We start from the raw sequence: 17241 nt of genomic DNA on the forward strand, positions 1-17241 counted from the left end.
CGCCCACCCCCCGCTCCTCCTCATCCCCTTTCCTCCCCCCACCGGAGCCCTCGTGAACCGCATACGCTCCCTCGCCCTGCTGGGCGCCGCCACCCTCACCGCCGGGGGCCTGGCCGCCCTCACCGCCACGGCCGCGCAGGCCGCGGACGTCAACGTCGTCCGCAACGGAGGCTTCGAGTCCGGCCTCGCCAACTGGTCCTGTACCGGCGGCAGCGGCGCCGCCGTCTCCTCGCCGGTCCACACCGGCGCAGGCGCCCTCAAGGGCACCCCGGCGGGCCAGGACAACGCGCAGTGCAGCCAGACCGTCACGGTCAAGCCGAACTCGGCGTACACGCTGAGCACGCAGGTCCAGGGCAGCTACGTCTACCTCGGCGCGACCGGCACCGGCACCCAGGACGTCTCCACCTGGACCCCCGGCTCGGGCGGCGGCTGGCAGAAGCTGTCCACCACATTCAGCACCGGCCCGAACACCACCCAGGTGACCGTCTGGACGCACGGCTGGTACGGCCAACCGGCCTACGTGATCGACGAGTTCAGCGTCTTCGGCCCCGACGGGGGCGGCGGCACCGACCCCGGCCCGTCCGTGCCCGGCGCGCCGGCCGGGACCGCCGTTTCCGGCCAGAGCGCCAATGCGCTCACCCTTTCGTGGAACGCGGTCAGCGGGGCCACCGGCTATCACGTGTACCAGAACGGCGTCCGCGTCCAGACCGTGTCCGCGACCTCCACCCAGGTCACCGGACTCGCCGCCTCGACCTCGTACTCCTTCCAGGTGAGCGCGTACAACGCGGCGGGCGAGGGACCGAAGTCCGCGGCGGTGACCGGCACCACGACGGGCGGCGGCGGCAATCCGAACCCGTCCGTCCCCCCGCACGCCCTGACGGGCTACTGGCAGAACTTCAACAACGGCGCGACGGTCCAGAGGATCTCCGACGTCTCCGCGCAGTACGACATCATCGCCGTCTCCTTCGCCGACGCCACGACCACGCCCGGCGCCATCACCTTCAACCTCGACTCGGCGGGACTCGGCGGCTACACCGTCGCCCAGTTCAAGGCGGACATCGCCGCCAAGAAGGCGGCCGGCAAGTCCGTCATCCTGTCGATCGGCGGCGAGAAGGGCACGATCTCGGTCAATGATTCGACCTCCGCGAACAACCTCGCCAACTCCGCGTACGCGCTGATGCAGGAGTACGGCTTCAGCGGCATCGACATCGACCTGGAGAACGGCCTCAACCCGACGTACATGACGCAGGCGCTGCGCTCGCTGTCCTCGAAGGCGGGCTCCTCGCTCGTCATCACGATGGCCCCGCAGACCATCGACATGCAGTCCACGCAGGGCGGTTACTTCAAGACGGCGCTGGGCATCAAGGACATACTGACCGTCGTCAACATGCAGTACTACAACAGCGGCTCCATGAACGGCTGCGACGGCAAGGTCTACTCCCAGGGCTCGGTGGACTTCCTCACCGCGCTCGCCTGCATCCAGCTGGAGGGCGGCCTCGACCCCTCACAGGTCGGCATCGGCCTCCCGGCCTCGCCGAGCGGCGCGGGCAGCGGCTACGTCTCCCCGACCGTCGTGAACAACGCGCTGGACTGCCTGGCGCGCGGCACGAGCTGCGGGTCCTTCAAGCCGTCGAAGACCTACCCGGGGCTGCGCGGCGCGATGACCTGGTCGACCAACTGGGACGCCAAGGCGGGTAGCGCTTGGTCCAATGCGGTGGGTCCCAAGGTCCACGGCCTGCCCTAGCAGGTAGTGGTGTGGGGGTGGCCGATTCGGGTTCTTGACCCGGACATGCCACAAGAGCACGCTGTGCGCGTCCGCACGGCTACCCCCACACTCCCACCCAGGAGAACGCATGCGGCTCCACAACCGCCGAAGGGCCGCCGTCACGGCGGCCCTGCTGGCGCTCGCGCTCGGCGCACCCGCCTACGGCCTGAGCGCGACAGCAGCTCCCCCGCCCACCCCGTCCACGGCCACCCAGGACGAGGCGATCGTCCAGTACGAGATCAAGGGCCCGGCCACCGCGCAGGAGCGCACGGACCTGCTCCGCACCGGCGCCTCCATCGACGAGGTCGACGCCCGCTCGGTCGTCGTCAGCGCCGACACCATGCAGGCCAAGGCCCTGCGCGGGCTCGGCTACAGGCTGACGCCCCTGCCCGGCCCGCCGGCCCGCACCGAGCCCGGCGTCGCGGCCAAGGCGATGGACTTCCCCTCGGCGGACTCTAAGTACCACAACTACGCCGAGGCGAACGCCGAGATCGACCAGCGCATCGCGCAGTACCCCTCGATCATGAGCAAGAAGGTGATCGGGAAGTCGTACCAGGGCCGGGACATCATCGCGATCAAGATCAGCGACAACGTCGCGACCGACGAGAACGAGCCCGAGGTCCTCTTCACCCACCACCAGCACGCCCGCGAGCACCTGACCGTCGAGATGGCGCTCTACCTGCTCAAGGAGTTCGGCTCGAAGTACGGCACCGAGTCCCGGGTCACCAACATGGTCAACGGGCGCGAGATCTGGATCGTGCCGGACCTGAACCCGGACGGCGGCGAGTACGACATCGCGACGGGCTCGTACCGCTCGTGGCGCAAGAACCGCCAGCCGAACTCGGGCTCCTCGTTCGTGGGCACCGACGAGAACCGCAACTGGAACTACAAGTGGGGCTGCTGCGGCGGCTCCAGCAGCAGCAAGAGCTCCGAGACCTACCGCGGCGCGTCCGCCGAGTCGGCGCCCGAGGTGAAGGTGGTCGCGGACTTCGTACGCAGCCGCGTGGTCGGCGGCAAGCAGCAGATCACGGCCTCCATCGACTTCCACACGTACAGCGAGCTGGTGCTGTGGCCGTTCGGGTGGACGTACAACGACACGGCGCCCGGCCTGACCGCCGATGACCTGGCGGTGTACAAGACCATCGGCACGAGCATGGCGAACAGCAACGGCTACACGCCGGAGCAGTCGAGCGACCTGTACATCACGGACGGGACGATCGACGACTGGATGTGGGGCAACCAGAAGATCTTCACGTACACCTTCGAGATGTACCCGGAGAACGGCGGGGGCGGCTTCTACCCGCCCGACGAGGTGATCGACCGCGAGACCGCGCGCAACAAGGAAGCGGTGCTCCAGCTCCTGGAGAACGCGGACTGCATGTACCGGTCGATCGGCAAGCAGTCGCAGTACTGCGTCTAGGAACCAGGGCGCCCCACCGCCAGGGGGGCGCCCTTTCCCGTCCCGTTTGCCGTTCCCCTCATCCGAGGACGGCGAGGGCGTCGATCTCGACGAGCAGGCCGGCGGGCAGGCCGACGTAGACGGTCGTACGGGCGGCCGGGGCCTCCTTCAGGCCCTGCTCCTCGAAGTACGCGTTGTAGATCTCGTTCATCTCGGCGAAGTGGCCCGTGTCGGTGAGGTAGACGCGGATCATCATCACGTCGTCCCAGCCCGCGCCGCCGGCCTCCAGCACGGAGCGGACGTTCTCCAGCGTCTGGAGGGTCTGCTCGCCCAGGGTGGGCCCGGCCGGGGTGGGCGCCCGGCCGTCCACGTGCGGCAGGAAGCCGACCTGGCCGGCGACCTGGAGGATGTTCCCCTTGCGCACGCCGTGCGAGAACTTCGCGGGCGGAGCGGTGTGGGTGGCGGGGGTGACGGCGGTCTTCTCGGTCATGAGGGGTCTTCCTGTGCGGAGCCGGAGTACTCCCGGCTGATGGTGTCGGCGGTGTGCAGTACGAGCGGCAGGAGTTCGAGCAGCGCTTCGGCGGGGGCCGCGGCGGTCGGGGCGGAGACCGACAGCGCGGCGACGACCCGCCCGCCGGGGCCGCGGACGGGCGCGCCGACGCAGTTGATCGCCTCCTCGTGGCCGCCGAGGTCGGTGGCCCAGCCCTGCTCCCGTACGAGCGCCAGCTCGCGGAGGAAGGCGGCGGCGTCGGGGGTCGAACGGGCCGTGTACCGGGGGTAGTCGACCCGGTCGGCCAGGGCCGCGCGCTCCTTCTCCGGGAGGTCGGCGAGCAGCACCTTCGCGACGGCGGCGACGGTGAGGGGTACGGGCTTCCCGATGCGGGAGTACATCCGTACGGGGTAGCGGCTGTCGACCTTGTCCACGTAGACGACCTCGTCGTCCTGGTGCAGGGCGAGGTGCACGGTGTGGCCGGTGGTCCGGTTCAGCTCGACGAGGTGGGGGTGGGCGAGGTCGCGGACGTCGAGGTTCTCGACGGCCTCCGCGGCGAGCGCGAAGAGCCCGGCGCCGAGGCGGTAGCGGCCGTCGGCCTGCCGGTACACGTAGCCGTGTGCGTGAAGGGTCCGGAGCAGCCGTAGCGCGGTGCTCTTGTGCACGTCGAGCTCCGCGGCCACGTCCCCCAGCCCGGCCGGCCCCTTGGCCAGCGCGGGCAGGATCCGCAGCGCCCGCTCCACCGACTGGCTCACGCCGTGTCCTCTCGTCTCCTGGGGCTCCGCCCCAGACCCCGCGCCTCAAACGCCGGCGAGGCTGGATTTCGGCTGATGCCGCCTTTTGCCGGGGCCGCCCGGAGAAAATCAGCCCCGCCGGCGTTTGAGGCGCGGGGGTCCGGGGGCTGGCCCCCGGCAGCGGCGCCGCACCGGCGTTGACCGCCCGTCACCCGGGATGTTAGACAGCATGCAGCGGCATACGCAACGACCGTTGCGGACAGCGCAACCGCACAACCCCGGGAGGCACCCACATGGCCAGCGACCCCGTCAAGGCACTCGCCGACGAACCGGTGGACCACCGGTTCAAGGGCCTGCCCCCGGACGCGCAGAGCGCCGGCCTCACCGTCGGCCGCCTCGCCGCCGAGCGGCGCAACCTCTACACCGGCGGGTTCACCACCCCCGTCCTGACCCTCGACGCCGCCGCGCTCGAGCACAACCTCGCCGCCCTCGGCGAGTACGCCACCCGCCACGGCCTCGCCTTCGCCCCGCACGGCAAGACCTGCATGGCTCCGCAGCTCTTCCGCCGCCAACTCGACCACGGCGCCTGGGGCATCACCGCCGCCGTTCCCCACCAGGCCCGCGTCTACCGCGCCTTCGGCATCCAGCGGATCTTCCTCGCCAACGAGCTCGTGGACCCCGCCGCCCTGCGCTGGGTAGCCGCCGAGCTCACCGCCGACCCCGACTTCCGCTTCGTCTGCTACGTCGACTCCGTACGCGGCGTACAGCTCATGGACCGCGCCCTGATGGGCCTCGGCGTCCGCGTGGACGTCGTCGTCGAGCTCGGCGCCGGCGAGGGCGCCCGCACGGGAGCCCGCAGCGACGACGACTGCCGCGCCGTGGCCGACGCCGTCGCCCACGCCTCCACCACCCTGCGCCTCGTCGGCGTCGCCGGCTACGAGGCCGAGGTGCCCGGCGCCGACCCGGACAACGTCCACGCCTACCTGCGCCGGATGACCGGCCTCGTGGTCGAGTTCGACAAGGCCGGCCGCTTCTCCCCCGCCCTGGAGGAGATCGTCGTCAGCGCCGGCGGCTCGGCCTGGTTCGACGCCGTCGCCGACGTCTTCGGCGACCTCCCGGAGCTGTCCCGGCCCACCCTTCGCCTGCTGCGCTCCGGCGCGTACGTCTCGCACGACCACGGCTGGTACACCCGCCTGACTCCCTTCAACCGCGTCCCCGAGGAGGGCGGCCTGCGCCCGGCGTTCCGCCTCTGGACCCAGGTCGTCTCGCGCCCCTCCCCCACCCAGGCCTTCGTCAACGCCGGCAAGCGCGACATCGCCTACGACCTCGGCCTGCCGGAGGCCGAGCTGGTGCGCACCGCGGCCGACGGTGCTGACGGCGCCGAGCGCCCCGCCACCGGGATCCGCGTCACCAAGCTGTCCGACCAGCACGCCTGGCTGGAGACCGACTCGGCCGAGGACCTGGACGTCGGCGACTGGGTCGCCCTCGGCATGTCCCACCCCTGCACGATCTTCGAGAAGTGGCCGCTGATCCCGGTCGTGGAGGCGGACGGCACGGTCAGCGACTACGTCCGCACCTTCTTCTAGGTCCGGCACCCCGATGGACCTGGTCATCCGCGGGGCCCGCGTCGTCGACGGCACGGGCGGGCCCTCGTACACCGCCGACGTCGCCGTCCACGAGGGCCGGATCGCCGCGGTCGGCCGGGTCCCCCGGGGCGGGCGCAGCCTCGACGCCCACGGCCTCGTCCTCGCCCCGGGCTTCGTCGACATGCACGCCCACAGCGACCTCGCCCTGCTCCGCGACCCGGACCACGGCGCCAAGGCCGCCCAGGGCGTGACCCTGGAGGTCCTCGGCCAGGACGGCATCTCCTACGCCCCCGTCGACGACCGCACCCTCGGCGAGGTGCGGGCCGCCATCGCCGGCTGGAACGGCCCCGGCGACGACGTCGACTTCCGCTGGCGCACCGTCGGCGGCTACCTCGACGCCCTGGACACCGCCCACGGCGGCCGGGGCATCGCCGTCAACGCCGCCTACCTCGTCCCCCAGGGCACGGTCCGCGCGTACGCCCTCGGCTGGGAGGACCGCCCGGCCACCCCGGCCGAGCTGGACCGGATGCGTACGCTCGTCGCCGACGGCCTCGCGCAGGGCGCCGTCGGGATGTCCTCCGGGCTCACCTACACCCCCGGCATGTACGCGTCCGGCGCCGAGCTGACCGAGCTGTGCCGGGTCGTCGCCCGGTACGGCGGCTACTACTGCCCGCACCACCGCTCGTACGGCCGCGGCGCGCTCGCCGCCTACGCCGAGATGGTCGAGCTGACCCGCGAGGCCGGCTGCGCGCTGCACCTCGCGCACGCCACCATGAACTTCGGGGAGAACGCCGGCCGGGCCCCCGAGCTGCTGGCCCTCCTCGACGCGGCGCTGGCCGACGGCTGCGACATCACCCTCGACAGCTACCCGTACACCCCCGGCTGCACCACCCTCGTCGCGCTCCTCCCGAGCCGTGCGGGCGAGGGCGGCCCGGAGGCGGTCCTGGCGCGGCTGCGCGACGACGCCGAGGCCGAGCGGATCCGTCGCGAACTGGAGGTGGAGGGCTCCGACGGCTGCCACGGCGTCCCCGTCGACTGGTCCACGATCGAGATCGCGGGCGTCGGCGATCCGGCGCTCTCCCCGTACGTCGGCACGCGCCTGACCGGCTGGGAGGCCGCCCGGCGGCTCCTGCTGGAGGACCGGCTGCGGACGGGCATCCTCCAGCACGTCGGGCACGAGGAGAACGTCCGGGCGATCATGCGCCACCCCGTGCACACGGGCGGCTCGGACGGCATCCTGCAGGGCGCGAAGCCGCACCCGAGGGCGTACGGCACCTTCCCGCACTACCTCGGCCACTACGTCCGCGAGCTGGGCGTGCTCACCCTGGAGGAGTGCGTCGCCCACCTGGCCGGCCGCCCGGCCGCGCGCCTGCGGCTGCCCGACCGGGGGCTCGTACGCGAGGGGTACCGCGCCGACCTGGTGCTCTTCGACCCCGACACGGTGGCGGCCGGGTCCACGTACGAGCGGCCGCGCGCGCTGCCCACCGGGATCCCGTACGTACTGATCGACGGGCGCTTCGTGATGCGGGACGGCCGCCGGACGGACGTCCTCGCGGGACGGTCCGTACGCCGCGGACCGGCCCATCCGTAACACTTACGATGAACCGCATGGTCGCCTTCGCCCTAGCCGCCCTGCTTTTCCTGCTCTTCTGCCTCAGCGTCCGCAAAGACCGCCGCCGCTTCCGCAACGCGGTGCTGCTCGGCCTGACCTTCATCACCCTGTCGTTCGCGCTGCTCCTCCAGGTGTCCGCACTGCCGCAATGGGCGTTCGTGGCCGTCCTGATGCTCGTGTTCGCCGTCCCCACCCTCGGCATCCTCGCGCTCGGCGTCTTCCTGATCGGCAACGGCGTGACCATGGTCCGCCGGGAGGGCCGCAGCCCGGCCAACCTGCTGTCGCTGCTGGCGGGGCTGGGCATCTTCGCGATGATCGCGCTGCTGATCACCGTCGACATGCAGGGCTCCCGGATCCTCGACGGCATGGTCGCGACGCTGACCCTGGTCGTCGTGTACGTCTCCTTCACCTTCCTCTGCTTCCTCGGGTACGCCTTCCTGTACGGGCGGATCAGGGTGCGCGGCGACGTCGACCACGTGGTCATGCTGGGCTCGGGCCTCATCGGCGGCGACCGCGTGCCACCGCTGCTGGCCTCGCGCCTGCGCAAGGGCCAGAAGATCTACGAGGCCCAGCTCGCCCGGGGCGGGCGGCCGCCGGTGCTGCTCGTCTCGGGCGGCAAGGGCTCGGACGAGAAGGTCCCCGAGGCCCGGGCGATGGCGGACTGGCTGATCGCGCAGGGGGTGCCGCAGGAGCACGTCGTGCTGGAGGACCGGTCCACCACGACCGAGGAGAACATGCTGTTCAGCCGCGAGCTCATGACGGCGCACGACCCGCACTACCGGTGCGTGGTGGTCACCAACGACTTCCACGCCTTCCGGGCGGCGATGATGGCCCGCAAGGCCCGGGTGAACGGGCAGGTACTGGGCTCGCCCACCGCCCGGTACTACTGGCCGAGCGCCACGATCCGCGAGTTCGTCGCCGTGTTCTGGGAGCACAGGGCCGTGAACCTGGGCATCTGCGCCGCCCTGGTCGCCCTCGGCACGCTGGCCACGGCGGGCACCCTCTGATCCCGAGGTCCCCGGGTCCCGACGTCCCGAGGTGCGTTCATGGGACCGCGGCCGGACGATGGGGCCAGGGAACACAGGAGGAGGTACCCGATGGACAGTGAATCGGACCAGCAGCCCACGCGGTCGGACCGGCTCCACACGGGCGGCGACCGGCCGTACGACCCCGAAGACCTGGTGATGGCGACCGGACACGACCCGACTCCGGAGCGGGTCGAGAAGGCACGCAAGCTGATCGAGAAGGAAGGTCCGCAGGTCATCGAGCGCTACCTCCCGTAGCCGCGGACCCGCCCCCGGCGCCCGGCCCCGGGGGCTCCCCCCGCGCGCCTGCCGTGCGGGACCGGCCGACCGCATCCAGAATCGGTGGACGCTCGTTAGCCGCGCGGGGGCCCGATCCGGAGGACAGCAGGATGCAGACCGCCATCACCCCCGCCACCGCCGCCGTCGACTGGGAGCACCCGGCCGACCCGCCGCCCGGCAGCCGCCTCGACCACGTGCGCGCGTACGTCGCCAGCGCCGGCGCCGACGGACACCTGTGGCACGGGGTCCCGACCCTGCTGCTCACCACCTTCGACCGCGTCGCGGGCCGTACGGTGCGCACCCCGCTGATCTACGCCAGGGACGAGGACCGCTACATCGTCCTCGCCGCCGCCGACGGCGCGGCCCACCACCCCGGCTGGTACCGGAACCTGTGCAGCCACCCCGAGGTCCGCCTCCAGGTCGGCGCGCTCACCGCCCGGGCCCGCGCCCGCACGGCGACCCCCGAGGAGCGCGAGACGTACTGGGCGGCGATGACCGCGCTCTGGCCCGCGTACGACGACTACCAGGCGGCGGCCGCGCCCCGCGAGATCCCGCTGGTGATCATCGAGCGGTGAACTCGAAGCCGAGCTCGAACCAGACGGCTTTGCCGATCCCGCACTCCCTCGGGTACGCGCCCCAGGCCCCGGCCAGCGCCGCCACGATGGCGAGCCCCCGCCCGGACTCGTCCAGCGGGCGCGCCTCGCGGGGTACGGGCAGCTCGCACCCGGCATCGAGCACCTCGACGCGCAGCCGCTCCCCGCTCAGCAGGCACCGCACCCACACCTCCCGCCCGGCGGGCACCCGGGCGTGACGGCAGGCGTTGGCCATCAGCTCGCTCAGCAGGAGCACGGCCGTCTCGGCCGTGTCGTCGGGCAGCTTCCACTCCCGGGCCTGGGCGGCGAGCCGGGCGCGGGCGTGAGGGACGCTGCGGGGCGCGCGGGGGTAGCGCCACTCGATGGGGTGATCCATGGTCCATACAGTGGCGCCGGGGGTATGGGCCGGGCGAGTAACCGCGCGTAGACCGGGGCTGGTTGTACACGCGCGGTACCGGTGCGAGGGGAGGAACGGACCGATGACCGAGGCGTGGCGGTACGGCGGCAACCAGGTCAAGCTGTGGCGCACGGAGGCCGGCAAGACCCGCGAGGAACTGGGCGCGGAGGCCAATTACGACGCGGAGACGGTGAAGTCGATGGAACTGGGCCGCCGGCGGCCCACGTTGCGGCTCCTCCAGGTCGCGGACTCGATGTTCGGCGCGGGCGGCAAGCTGGCGGCCGTCTCGGAGTACATGAAGCCGGAGCCGTTTCCTAAACGGTCCGAGGAGTTCATGGCGGCGGAGGCGGAGTGCTTCGCGTTCAACAACTACGAACCGTTGCTGATCCCGGGGTTGTTGCAAAGCGAGGAGTACATGCGGGCTCTGATGGGCGACGGCTCTCCCCCCTTGGACCCCGAGACCATCGAGGAACGCGTCCGCGGTCGACTCGAACGCCAGGAGAAGATGGGCCGCCGGATCAAGACCGTGTACGGCTTCATCATCGGCGAGGCAGCCCTGCGCACGGGGGTCGGCGGCAAGGAGGTCATGCGCCGACAACTGCACCTGCTCCTGAAGCTGAGCGATCTGCGGAACGTCTTCATCCAGGTCCTGCCCTCCGGGCGGGTCTGTGGAGCGGCCCTGCGCGGCCCCCTCGTCCTCATGGAGACGCCCGAACACCAACTGTGGGCGTGGGCCGACGGCCAGAAGACCACGGCGATGTACTCCCACCGGGACAAGGTCAGTGCGCTCACGCAGACGCATGGCATGATCCGGATGAACGCCCTCAGTGCGGCAGAGTCGGCGGAGTTCATCAAGAAGCTCGCGGAGGAGCTATGAGCAGCGGTCTCACGTGGTTCAAGTCCAGTTACAGCGACGACGAGGGCGCCAACTGCATCGAAGTCGCCCTGGACTGGCGGAAGTCGACGTACAGCGATGACCAAGGCAGTGACTGCGTCGAGGTCGCCCTGTGCCCCCACACCGTGCACGTCCGGGACTCCAAACTCGGCGAGGCCGGCCCCCGGTTCGCCGTGACCGGCGCGGCCTGGGCTGCGTTCCTCGACGGTCAGGCGGCAGCCGCCACCGCGCTGTAGGTGCGGCCGGCGGCCACGTAGTCGCCCAGTGGGGTCATGCCGAAGCCGTCCACGTGGACGCGCCAGGACGGGAGGTTCCCGGCCTCGATGAACGCCACCACCGCGTCCGCTCGGCCGGCCGCCTCCGCGACGGCCATGGTGAACAGGCCCCGGGCCACGCCGTGGCCGCGGTAGGCGGCGTCGACCACCACCGGGCCGTAGAGCAGCCAGCGGGTCTCGCTCAGCGCGCGGCCCTGCCACCGCAGCGTGTCCTGCGCCCCGAGCAGGCCCAGGACCGGTGGCGGCGGGGCGGGCAGGTCCTGCGCGACCGACAGGGCGAGCAGGCCGGCGACGCGGCCCCCGTCGTCCGCGACCAGCAGTTCCCCGGCCCCGGCCATGCGGGTCAGCGCGGCCTCGTCGAACGCGCCCTGTACGAAGCCCTGGGCGGCCCGCTGCTGCGCACTCAGCGCGTCGTGGTGGTTGGCGGCGAAGAGAGCCGCCATGGCGGGCGCGTCGGCCTCGGTCGCGTACCGGTACTCCATGGGGCCGATGCTGCCATGCGCGGTCTCAGCCGTGGTCGTACACCGTCACCGACACGTCGCGGGCGCACAGCGCGTCGGTGATCAGCGGTTCGATGCGCGACCACCTGCCGCCGGCGAGCCCGCAGCCTATGCGGGGCATGTGTACGGAGGCCCCGAGCTCGATCGCGTGCCCGGCGAGCAGTCCGAGGCAGCGCCCGACCGCCTCGTACCGGATCGGCGGGCCGCCGCTGCCGGTGCGTATGCCGCGCTGGCCGACCATGTTGGCCACCCAGGTGTCGGGCCGGACCCGCACCAGCTGCACGGCGCCGAGCCCGAAGTCGTTCGCGCTCCGGCGCCGGTGCCAGGCCCGGAACTCGGCCTCCGGCTCGGGCCAGCGTTTGGAGAGCGCGAGCACGAAGCCCTTCCCCCAGCCCCCGATGTCGTTGCAGACGTGCGCGATGACCTTGGGCCCCTTGGCCTGCGGGCTGGTCGCGTCCCCCGCGATGACCTTCAGCGGTGTCATGTGCCTCACCCCTCCCCCTGACGTACGGCACTCCCCACACCGTAGAGCGCCCCACTGACAGGGCGGGGTCACCCGGGTGGTGTGCACCCTCCCGGAGTGACGAGCGCAACATCGGCGCGGACCCGGCCGCGGGGGCGCCGCCGTTCCGCAGGCCGGAACCGTGGCGCGGCCCCGGATTCCAAGGACGCGCGGCGCCCGCACCCACCCTTCGCGCGAAACGGGACATATCGCTCGCGGCACCCCTGGGTGAAATGGCGCGGCGCGCCCGCACGGGGCCCCGTAAGCTCCCGTCATGCAGGTGATCCAGTCAACGAAACTCGCCAATGTCTGCTACGAGATCCGCGGCCCCGTGCTCGAAGAGGCGATGCGGCTCGAAGCAGCAGGTCATCGCATCCTCAAGCTCAACACCGGCAACCCCGCGGCCTTCGGCTTCGACTGCCCGCCGGAGATCCTTGAGGACATGCTCCGCAACCTGGGCAACGCCCACGGCTACGGGGACGCGAAGGGGCTGCTCTCCGCGCGCCGCGCGGTCATGCAGCACTACCAGACCAAGGGCATCGAGCTGGACGTCGAGGACATCTACCTCGGCAACGGCGTCTCCGAGCTGATCCAGATGTCGATGCAGGCGCTGCTCGACGACGGCGACGAGGTGCTGGTCCCGGCGCCGGACTACCCGCTGTGGACGGCCTCGGTGAGCCTCGCCGGCGGCACGGCAGTGCACTACCGCTGCGACGAGCAGGCCGACTGGATGCCGGACCTCGCCGACATCGAGCGCAAGATCACCGACCGCACCCGCGCGCTCGTGATCATCAACCCGAACAACCCGACCGGCGCCGTCTACGACGACGAGATGCTGCGCGGGCTGACGGACATCGCCCGCCGCCACAACCTGGTCGTCTGCTCGGACGAGATCTACGACCGGATCCTCTTCGACGGGGCCACGCACACCAATACCGCCGCCATCGCGCCGGACCTGCTGACCCTGACCTTCAACGGGCTCTCCAAGAACTACCGCGTCGCCGGCTACCGGGCCGGCTGGATGGCGGTCTGCGGCCCGAAGAAGAACGCCTCGTCGTACATCGAGGGCCTGACGATCCTGGCGAACATGCGGCTCTGCGCCAACATGCCCTCCCAGCACGCCATCGCCACCGCCCTCGGCGGCCGGCAGTCCATCGTGGACCTGGTCCTGCCGGGCGGACGGCTGCTGGAGCAGCGCGACGCGGCGTACGACGTGCTGACGCAGATCCCCGGCATCACCTGCGTGAAGCCCAAGGGGGCGCTGTACCTCTTCCCGAAGCTCGACCCCTCGGTCTACAAGATCAAGGACGACCGCCAGATGGTCCTCGACCTGCTGCGGGCCGAGAAGATCATGGTCGTGCACGGCACGGGCTTCAACTGGCCCGAGCCCGACCACTTCCGGATCGTCACCCTGCCCGCCGCCCAGGATCTGGCCGACGCGGTGACCCGGATCGGGAACTTCCTGGACGGCTACAGCCAGCCGTAGCCGGATTCAGCTCAACTTTAGAACGAATCCAATGTAGGATGGTCTCCTGACCCACGCAGGAGGCCTCCTCATGTACGAGCCGATCCGCACCAAGCCGGTCGTCCACCGTGTGGGCGGCCACCAGAGCGACTACCCGCACAGCAGCCGGGGCGAGGCCCTGGACATCCAGCTCGCCGGGCATCTCGCCGCGCTGCTCACCCTGACCGACGAGCTCGGGCTCCAGGACGCCGCCGCGGAGATCGCCGCGCAGGTGGCGCGACTGCGCGGGGCCCAGCCGACCCGTGCGGCGGGTGGCGCCGCCGAGGAGACCGCGGCGCTGCACCAGCGCGCGCACGACCTCGCCGCCCGCGCGCTCCTCGTCGCCGCGTCCCGCGCGGACACCACCGTCGCGATCCTCGCCGCCGAGCGGATGGACGCGCACGCCGCCGCCCTGTCCTCGCTGGACCTGGCCGGCGCCCACTGACGGCCCCGGTCCGGGGCCGCGGAGGCTCCGGACCGGGTGCCATGTCCCCTGCGGGGTTGCTCGGGGGGATACCGCCGCTGCGCGGGGCACTACGGGGCTCCGCCCCGGACCCCGCGCCTCAAACGCCGGCGGGGCTGGAATTGCCCTGCGGCAATCCAGCCGACGCGGCGCGAGGCGGCCGGCACCAGCCCGAATCCAGCCCCGCCGGCGTTTGAGGCGTGAGGGCGTCAGCCCGAATTTAGCCCCGCCGGCGTTTGAGGCGCGGGGGGCCGGGGGCGGAGCCCCAGCAGCGGCGGCGCGGGGTGGTCAGCCCGGGGTCGGGCGGAACTCCGCGGCAGCGACACCGCACCAGGGGGGCGTGGACGGCGGCCAGACCGGGCCCACGGCTTCTGCGTGTTCCACCGCGGCCGGGGCGACGCCCGGGAGCCTGACCAAAGCCTGGGCCGCCCGGTCGCCCGGGACCGCGTCCGCCCGCTCGCGGAACTCGACCGTCACGACGTACGCCCCCAGGCCCTGGGGCCGGCCCGCCGCCTGGACCGTCGCCACCACGCGCCGGCTCGCCGGATCGATTCGGCACCCGGTGACCCGTACGTCCTCCACGGCCGCCCGAGGCGGCGCCGCGCCCGGCTCGCCGCTGGCCCAGACGTACAGCCCCAGCGGGGCGAACACCAGCAGCCCCGCCAGGACCACCAGTCCGACGAGCCAGCCCTGCCACTTCAACCCGCTCACGCCCATGCCACGATCCTCCTCGGCACCCGCCCCGCTCACCAGCACCCACGGGCCCACACAGCATTTCGAAGTGGGACCGGCTGGACACCTGACGTTCATTCAAGACCTCGCGGAATGTGGGTTTCCGCGAGCACGCTGCACCCGTGAGACGCATATTGGGAATCGCCCTGGCGGTCCTCCTGATCGGCGGCGTCGCAGCCGTCATCGCCATCGGGGGGCACAAGCCGGAAGGCACGGCAACGAAGACCGTGCGAGGCGTCATCGGGTCCGAGAAGTCCGAGTTCTTTCGTGACCGGGACGTCGTCAAGGCCCTTGCGGACAAGGGCTACACCGTGAAGACGGAGACCTCGGGCTCCTGGGCGATGGATCAACTCGCCCTCAAGGAGTTCGACTTCGCCTTCCCCAGCAGCAGTGAGCCCGCCAAGGAGATCGAGGCGGCGGCCGGCCTGAAGGGCGCGCAGAACACCAAGCCCTTCTTCTCCCCGCTCGTCGTCATCGCCCGCTCCAACGCGGCCAAGGTGCTCTCCGAGCACGGCCTCGCCAAGATGACCGGCAAGAACTCCGGCACCCTTCTCCTTGGTCCCTACCTCAAGGCCGCCCAGGAGGACAGGACCTGGCAGGCCCTGCAGGGCGGCACCTCCGCCTATCCCGAGCTGATCGGCACGGTGTTCATCAAGACCACCGACCCGACCACCTCCAACTCCGGCGCGCTCTTCCTCGCCGCGACCTCCAACGTCGCCAACAACCTCGGAGTCGTCGGCGACGACGCCGCGGTCGAGCGCACCGCGCCGCTCATGCACAAGCTGATCTCCGTGCAGGGCGCCCTGGAACAGAGCACCGACGACCCCTTCCGGTCCTTCATCAGCGGCAGCGGTGAACCGCTCATCCTGGCCTACGAGTCCCAGGTGGCGGCCCTGCTCCAGCAGAAGCAGGATCCGGGCGACATGGTGGTCCTGTATCCGGACACCACCGTCAACTCCCCGCACACCTTCGTTCCGATCAGCGACGAGGCCAAGGAGCTCGGCTCGCTGCTCGCCACCGACCCGAAGCTGCGCGAGCTGGCCGTCCGCCACGGCTTCCGCCCGCAGGAGGGCGTCGCCGAGTTCACCGCCGCGACCGCGCCGCACGCCGCGTACCTCAACCCGGGGCTGACCGGCATCCGCCAGGTCGGCGCACCGACCGTCAAGATCCTGATGGCGCTGGCCGCGCGCGCCAAGGGATAGGGGGACCACCGCACATGACACTGACACCGCCCGAGGACGGCCCGCTCGTCCTCACCGCTCCCGAGCCCGTCGCCCCCGTCAAGCGGGAGCAGGCCGCCGGCCTCGTACCGCTCCAGGACGGGGTGCGCGACGAGATGGCCCGCCGGGCCGGGGAGTACGTCGGCTCGCTCGCCGGGCTCGACGCCCGCTCCCCCGAGTTCGCCACCCGGATCGGGGAGATCGCCGGGCTCGGCTCGGCCGACATCCGCAGCGCCGCCCAGCAGTCCAACCGGATGCTGGAGCGGGCCGTACGGTCCCTCGGCCCGGACGGCGGCGGCGACGCGACCGCCCGCGTCGCGGGCTCGCTCGTCGAACTGCGGCGCACGGTCGAGGACCTCGACCCGCGCGACACACCCGCCAAGGGCGCCCGCAGGCTGCTCGCGAAGCTGCCCGGCGGCAACAAGTTCCGCGACCACGTGGCCAAGTACGCCTCCTCGCAGGCCACCCTCAACCGGATCGTCGGCGCGCTGCGCGGCGGCCAAGACGAGCTGCGCCGCGACAACGCGGCCCTGCACACCGAGCGGACCCGCCTGTGGGAGACCATGGGCAAGCTCCAGGAGTACGCGGTCCTCACCGAGGCCCTGGACGGGGCCGTCGAGCAGCGGATCGCCGAGACCGGGTACGCCGATCCGCAGGGCGCGGACGCCATGCGCGCGGACGTGCTCTTCCCCGTCCGGCAGAAGCACCAGGACCTGCTGACCCAACTGGCCGTCTGCGCGCAGGGGTACCTGGCGATGGACGTGGTGCGGCGCAACAACGACGAGCTGATCAAGGGCGTGGACCGGGCCGCCACCACCACCGTGTCCGCGCTGCGGATCGCGGTGATGCTGGCCTCCGCGCTGGAGACGCAGGGCAAGGTGATCGAGCAGGTCAACGCGCTGAAGGGGACGACGGAGGAGCTGATCCGGGGGAACGCGGAGATGCTGTCCTCGCAGAGCGGTGAGATCCAGCGGATCGCGGCTGATCCGGCCGTGGGGGCGGAGACCCTGCGGTCGGCGTTCGCGCAGATCTACACGACGCTGGATGCGATCGACACCTTCAAGGTGCAGGCCACCGAGAACATGGCGGTGACGGTGGAGGCGCTGACGGGGGAGCTTCAGACTGCGTCGGCGTACCTTGCGCGGACGCGGACGGCCGGCGCGCTTGAGGGGGGTGCGCAGTGAGGGGGGCTACGGGCTCTGCCCGGACCCTCCCCCGGACTCCGTCCGGGAGGTACCCCCACTCAAACGCCGGCGGGGCTGAAAGTGCC

General features: G+C 71.8%; 19 protein-coding genes. 13 read left to right on the top strand and 6 right to left on the bottom strand.

The window, feature by feature from the left end:
* Window positions 1–52: 52 nt before the first annotated feature.
* Both ACFWB8_RS12820 and ACFWB8_RS12825 read left to right on the top strand, forming a co-directional pair.
* Window positions 53–1744, top strand: coding sequence for a chitinase (locus ACFWB8_RS12820; protein ID WP_385225192.1), 1692 nt, complete (start codon window positions 53–55; stop codon window positions 1742–1744).
* 109 nt (window positions 1745–1853) lie between these two features.
* Window positions 1854–3185, top strand: a complete 1332-nt coding sequence (locus ACFWB8_RS12825; RefSeq protein ID WP_385225194.1) for a M14 family zinc carboxypeptidase — start codon at window positions 1854–1856, stop codon at window positions 3183–3185.
* 58 nt (window positions 3186–3243) lie between these two features.
* On the opposite strand, the gene ACFWB8_RS12830 is transcribed toward ACFWB8_RS12825, so the two are convergent.
* Window positions 3244–3654, bottom strand: coding sequence for a RidA family protein (locus ACFWB8_RS12830; RefSeq protein WP_385225196.1), 411 nt, complete (start codon window positions 3652–3654; stop codon window positions 3244–3246).
* On the bottom strand, window positions 3651–4409 hold the full coding sequence (locus ACFWB8_RS12835) for an IclR family transcriptional regulator (RefSeq protein WP_385225198.1): 759 nt from the start codon (window positions 4407–4409) through the stop codon (window positions 3651–3653). The genes ACFWB8_RS12830 and ACFWB8_RS12835 overlap by 4 nt, the downstream gene beginning before the upstream one ends.
* A gap of 272 nt (window positions 4410–4681) precedes the next feature.
* Here ACFWB8_RS12835 and ACFWB8_RS12840 point away from each other — a divergent pair, with 272 nt between their 5' ends.
* The 5 genes from ACFWB8_RS12840 (at window position 4682) to ACFWB8_RS12860 (ending at window position 9465) form a co-directional block, all read left to right on the top strand.
* Window positions 4682–5974, top strand: a complete 1293-nt coding sequence (locus ACFWB8_RS12840) for an amino acid deaminase (RefSeq protein WP_385225200.1) — start codon at window positions 4682–4684, stop codon at window positions 5972–5974.
* Between the two features lie 13 nt (window positions 5975–5987).
* A complete protein-coding gene (locus ACFWB8_RS12845; protein WP_385225202.1) occupies window positions 5988–7565 on the top strand; it encodes an amidohydrolase family protein in 1578 nt (525 codons plus the stop codon).
* 17 nt (window positions 7566–7582) lie between these two features.
* Window positions 7583–8593, top strand: a complete 1011-nt coding sequence (locus tag ACFWB8_RS12850) for a YdcF family protein (RefSeq protein ID WP_385225204.1) — start codon at window positions 7583–7585, stop codon at window positions 8591–8593.
* Between the two features lie 90 nt (window positions 8594–8683).
* The gene (locus tag ACFWB8_RS12855; RefSeq protein ID WP_385225206.1) at window positions 8684–8869 is read left to right on the top strand and encodes a hypothetical protein; all 186 of its coding nucleotides are present in this window, start codon (window positions 8684–8686) and stop codon (window positions 8867–8869) included.
* Between the two features lie 131 nt (window positions 8870–9000).
* The gene (locus tag ACFWB8_RS12860) at window positions 9001–9465 is read left to right on the top strand and encodes a nitroreductase/quinone reductase family protein (protein ID WP_385225208.1); all 465 of its coding nucleotides are present in this window, start codon (window positions 9001–9003) and stop codon (window positions 9463–9465) included.
* On the opposite strand, the gene ACFWB8_RS12865 is transcribed toward ACFWB8_RS12860, so the two are convergent.
* On the bottom strand, window positions 9452–9859 hold the full coding sequence (locus ACFWB8_RS12865) for an ATP-binding protein (RefSeq protein ID WP_385225210.1): 408 nt from the start codon (window positions 9857–9859) through the stop codon (window positions 9452–9454). The genes ACFWB8_RS12860 and ACFWB8_RS12865 overlap by 14 nt on opposite strands.
* 103 nt (window positions 9860–9962) lie before the next feature.
* Here ACFWB8_RS12865 and ACFWB8_RS12870 point away from each other — a divergent pair, with 103 nt between their 5' ends.
* Window positions 9963–10757 carry a Scr1 family TA system antitoxin-like transcriptional regulator gene (locus tag ACFWB8_RS12870; protein ID WP_385225212.1) on the top strand — a complete coding sequence of 265 codons (795 nt, stop codon included), beginning with the start codon at window positions 9963–9965 and terminating at the stop codon, window positions 10755–10757.
* On the top strand, window positions 10754–11011 hold the full coding sequence (locus ACFWB8_RS12875) for a DUF397 domain-containing protein (protein WP_385225214.1): 258 nt from the start codon (window positions 10754–10756) through the stop codon (window positions 11009–11011). Before ACFWB8_RS12870 ends, ACFWB8_RS12875 begins: the two co-directional genes overlap by 4 nt.
* Here the strand turns inward: ACFWB8_RS12875 and ACFWB8_RS12880 are convergent.
* On the bottom strand, window positions 10984–11532 hold the full coding sequence (locus ACFWB8_RS12880) for a GNAT family N-acetyltransferase (RefSeq protein WP_385225216.1): 549 nt from the start codon (window positions 11530–11532) through the stop codon (window positions 10984–10986). The two genes, ACFWB8_RS12875 and ACFWB8_RS12880, sit on opposite strands and share 28 nt — an antisense overlap.
* Before the next feature lie 25 nt (window positions 11533–11557).
* On the bottom strand, window positions 11558–12034 hold the full coding sequence (locus tag ACFWB8_RS12885) for a macro domain-containing protein (protein WP_385225218.1): 477 nt from the start codon (window positions 12032–12034) through the stop codon (window positions 11558–11560).
* A 292-nt stretch (window positions 12035–12326) separates the two neighbouring features.
* On the opposite strand from ACFWB8_RS12885, the gene ACFWB8_RS12890 reads away from it, so the two are divergent.
* Both ACFWB8_RS12890 and ACFWB8_RS12895 read left to right on the top strand, forming a co-directional pair.
* The gene (locus ACFWB8_RS12890; protein WP_385225220.1) at window positions 12327–13538 is read left to right on the top strand and encodes a pyridoxal phosphate-dependent aminotransferase; all 1212 of its coding nucleotides are present in this window, start codon (window positions 12327–12329) and stop codon (window positions 13536–13538) included.
* 70 nt (window positions 13539–13608) lie between these two features.
* Window positions 13609–14001, top strand: coding sequence for a hypothetical protein (locus ACFWB8_RS12895; protein WP_385225222.1), 393 nt, complete (start codon window positions 13609–13611; stop codon window positions 13999–14001).
* A 306-nt stretch (window positions 14002–14307) separates the two neighbouring features.
* Here ACFWB8_RS12895 and ACFWB8_RS12900 read toward each other — a convergent pair whose 3' ends face one another.
* A complete protein-coding gene (locus tag ACFWB8_RS12900) occupies window positions 14308–14730 on the bottom strand; it encodes a hypothetical protein (RefSeq protein ID WP_385225224.1) in 423 nt (140 codons plus the stop codon).
* Window positions 14731–14873: 143 nt separating this feature from the next.
* Between ACFWB8_RS12900 and ACFWB8_RS12905 the strand changes: the two genes are divergently transcribed.
* Both ACFWB8_RS12905 and ACFWB8_RS12910 read left to right on the top strand, forming a co-directional pair.
* Window positions 14874–15953, top strand: a complete 1080-nt coding sequence (locus ACFWB8_RS12905; protein ID WP_385225226.1) for a substrate-binding domain-containing protein — start codon at window positions 14874–14876, stop codon at window positions 15951–15953.
* Between the two features lie 14 nt (window positions 15954–15967).
* Window positions 15968–17155 carry a toxic anion resistance protein gene (locus ACFWB8_RS12910; protein ID WP_385225228.1) on the top strand — a complete coding sequence of 396 codons (1188 nt, stop codon included), beginning with the start codon at window positions 15968–15970 and terminating at the stop codon, window positions 17153–17155.
* Window positions 17156–17241 lie beyond the last annotated feature (86 nt).

It is taken from the genome of Streptomyces sp. NPDC060031, from assembly GCF_042736805.1.
Taxonomy (GTDB): domain Bacteria; phylum Actinomycetota; class Actinomycetes; order Streptomycetales; family Streptomycetaceae; genus Streptomyces.

Excerpts from the sequence above, each read along its gene's own strand:
- ACFWB8_RS12825 (WP_385225194.1), top strand. The coding sequence starts at position 1,854 with ATGCGGCTCCACAACCGCCGAAGGGCCGCCGTCACGGCGGCCCTGCTG.
- ACFWB8_RS12830 (WP_385225196.1), bottom strand. The coding sequence starts at position 3,654 with ATGACCGAGAAGACCGCCGTCACCCCCGCCACCCACACCGCTCCGCCC.
- ACFWB8_RS12840 (WP_385225200.1), top strand. The coding sequence starts at position 4,682 with ATGGCCAGCGACCCCGTCAAGGCACTCGCCGACGAACCGGTGGACCAC.
- ACFWB8_RS12845 (WP_385225202.1), top strand. The coding sequence starts at position 5,988 with ATGGACCTGGTCATCCGCGGGGCCCGCGTCGTCGACGGCACGGGCGGG.
- ACFWB8_RS12850 (WP_385225204.1), top strand. The coding sequence starts at position 7,583 with ATGGTCGCCTTCGCCCTAGCCGCCCTGCTTTTCCTGCTCTTCTGCCTC.
- ACFWB8_RS12855 (WP_385225206.1), top strand. The coding sequence starts at position 8,684 with ATGGACAGTGAATCGGACCAGCAGCCCACGCGGTCGGACCGGCTCCAC.
- ACFWB8_RS12860 (WP_385225208.1), top strand. The coding sequence starts at position 9,001 with ATGCAGACCGCCATCACCCCCGCCACCGCCGCCGTCGACTGGGAGCAC.
- ACFWB8_RS12865 (WP_385225210.1), bottom strand. The coding sequence starts at position 9,859 with ATGGATCACCCCATCGAGTGGCGCTACCCCCGCGCGCCCCGCAGCGTC.
- ACFWB8_RS12870 (WP_385225212.1), top strand. The coding sequence starts at position 9,963 with ATGACCGAGGCGTGGCGGTACGGCGGCAACCAGGTCAAGCTGTGGCGC.
- ACFWB8_RS12875 (WP_385225214.1), top strand. The coding sequence starts at position 10,754 with ATGAGCAGCGGTCTCACGTGGTTCAAGTCCAGTTACAGCGACGACGAG.
- ACFWB8_RS12880 (WP_385225216.1), bottom strand. The coding sequence starts at position 11,532 with ATGGAGTACCGGTACGCGACCGAGGCCGACGCGCCCGCCATGGCGGCT.
- ACFWB8_RS12885 (WP_385225218.1), bottom strand. The coding sequence starts at position 12,034 with ATGACACCGCTGAAGGTCATCGCGGGGGACGCGACCAGCCCGCAGGCC.
- ACFWB8_RS12890 (WP_385225220.1), top strand. The coding sequence starts at position 12,327 with ATGCAGGTGATCCAGTCAACGAAACTCGCCAATGTCTGCTACGAGATC.
- ACFWB8_RS12895 (WP_385225222.1), top strand. The coding sequence starts at position 13,609 with ATGTACGAGCCGATCCGCACCAAGCCGGTCGTCCACCGTGTGGGCGGC.
- ACFWB8_RS12910 (WP_385225228.1), top strand. The coding sequence starts at position 15,968 with ATGACACTGACACCGCCCGAGGACGGCCCGCTCGTCCTCACCGCTCCC.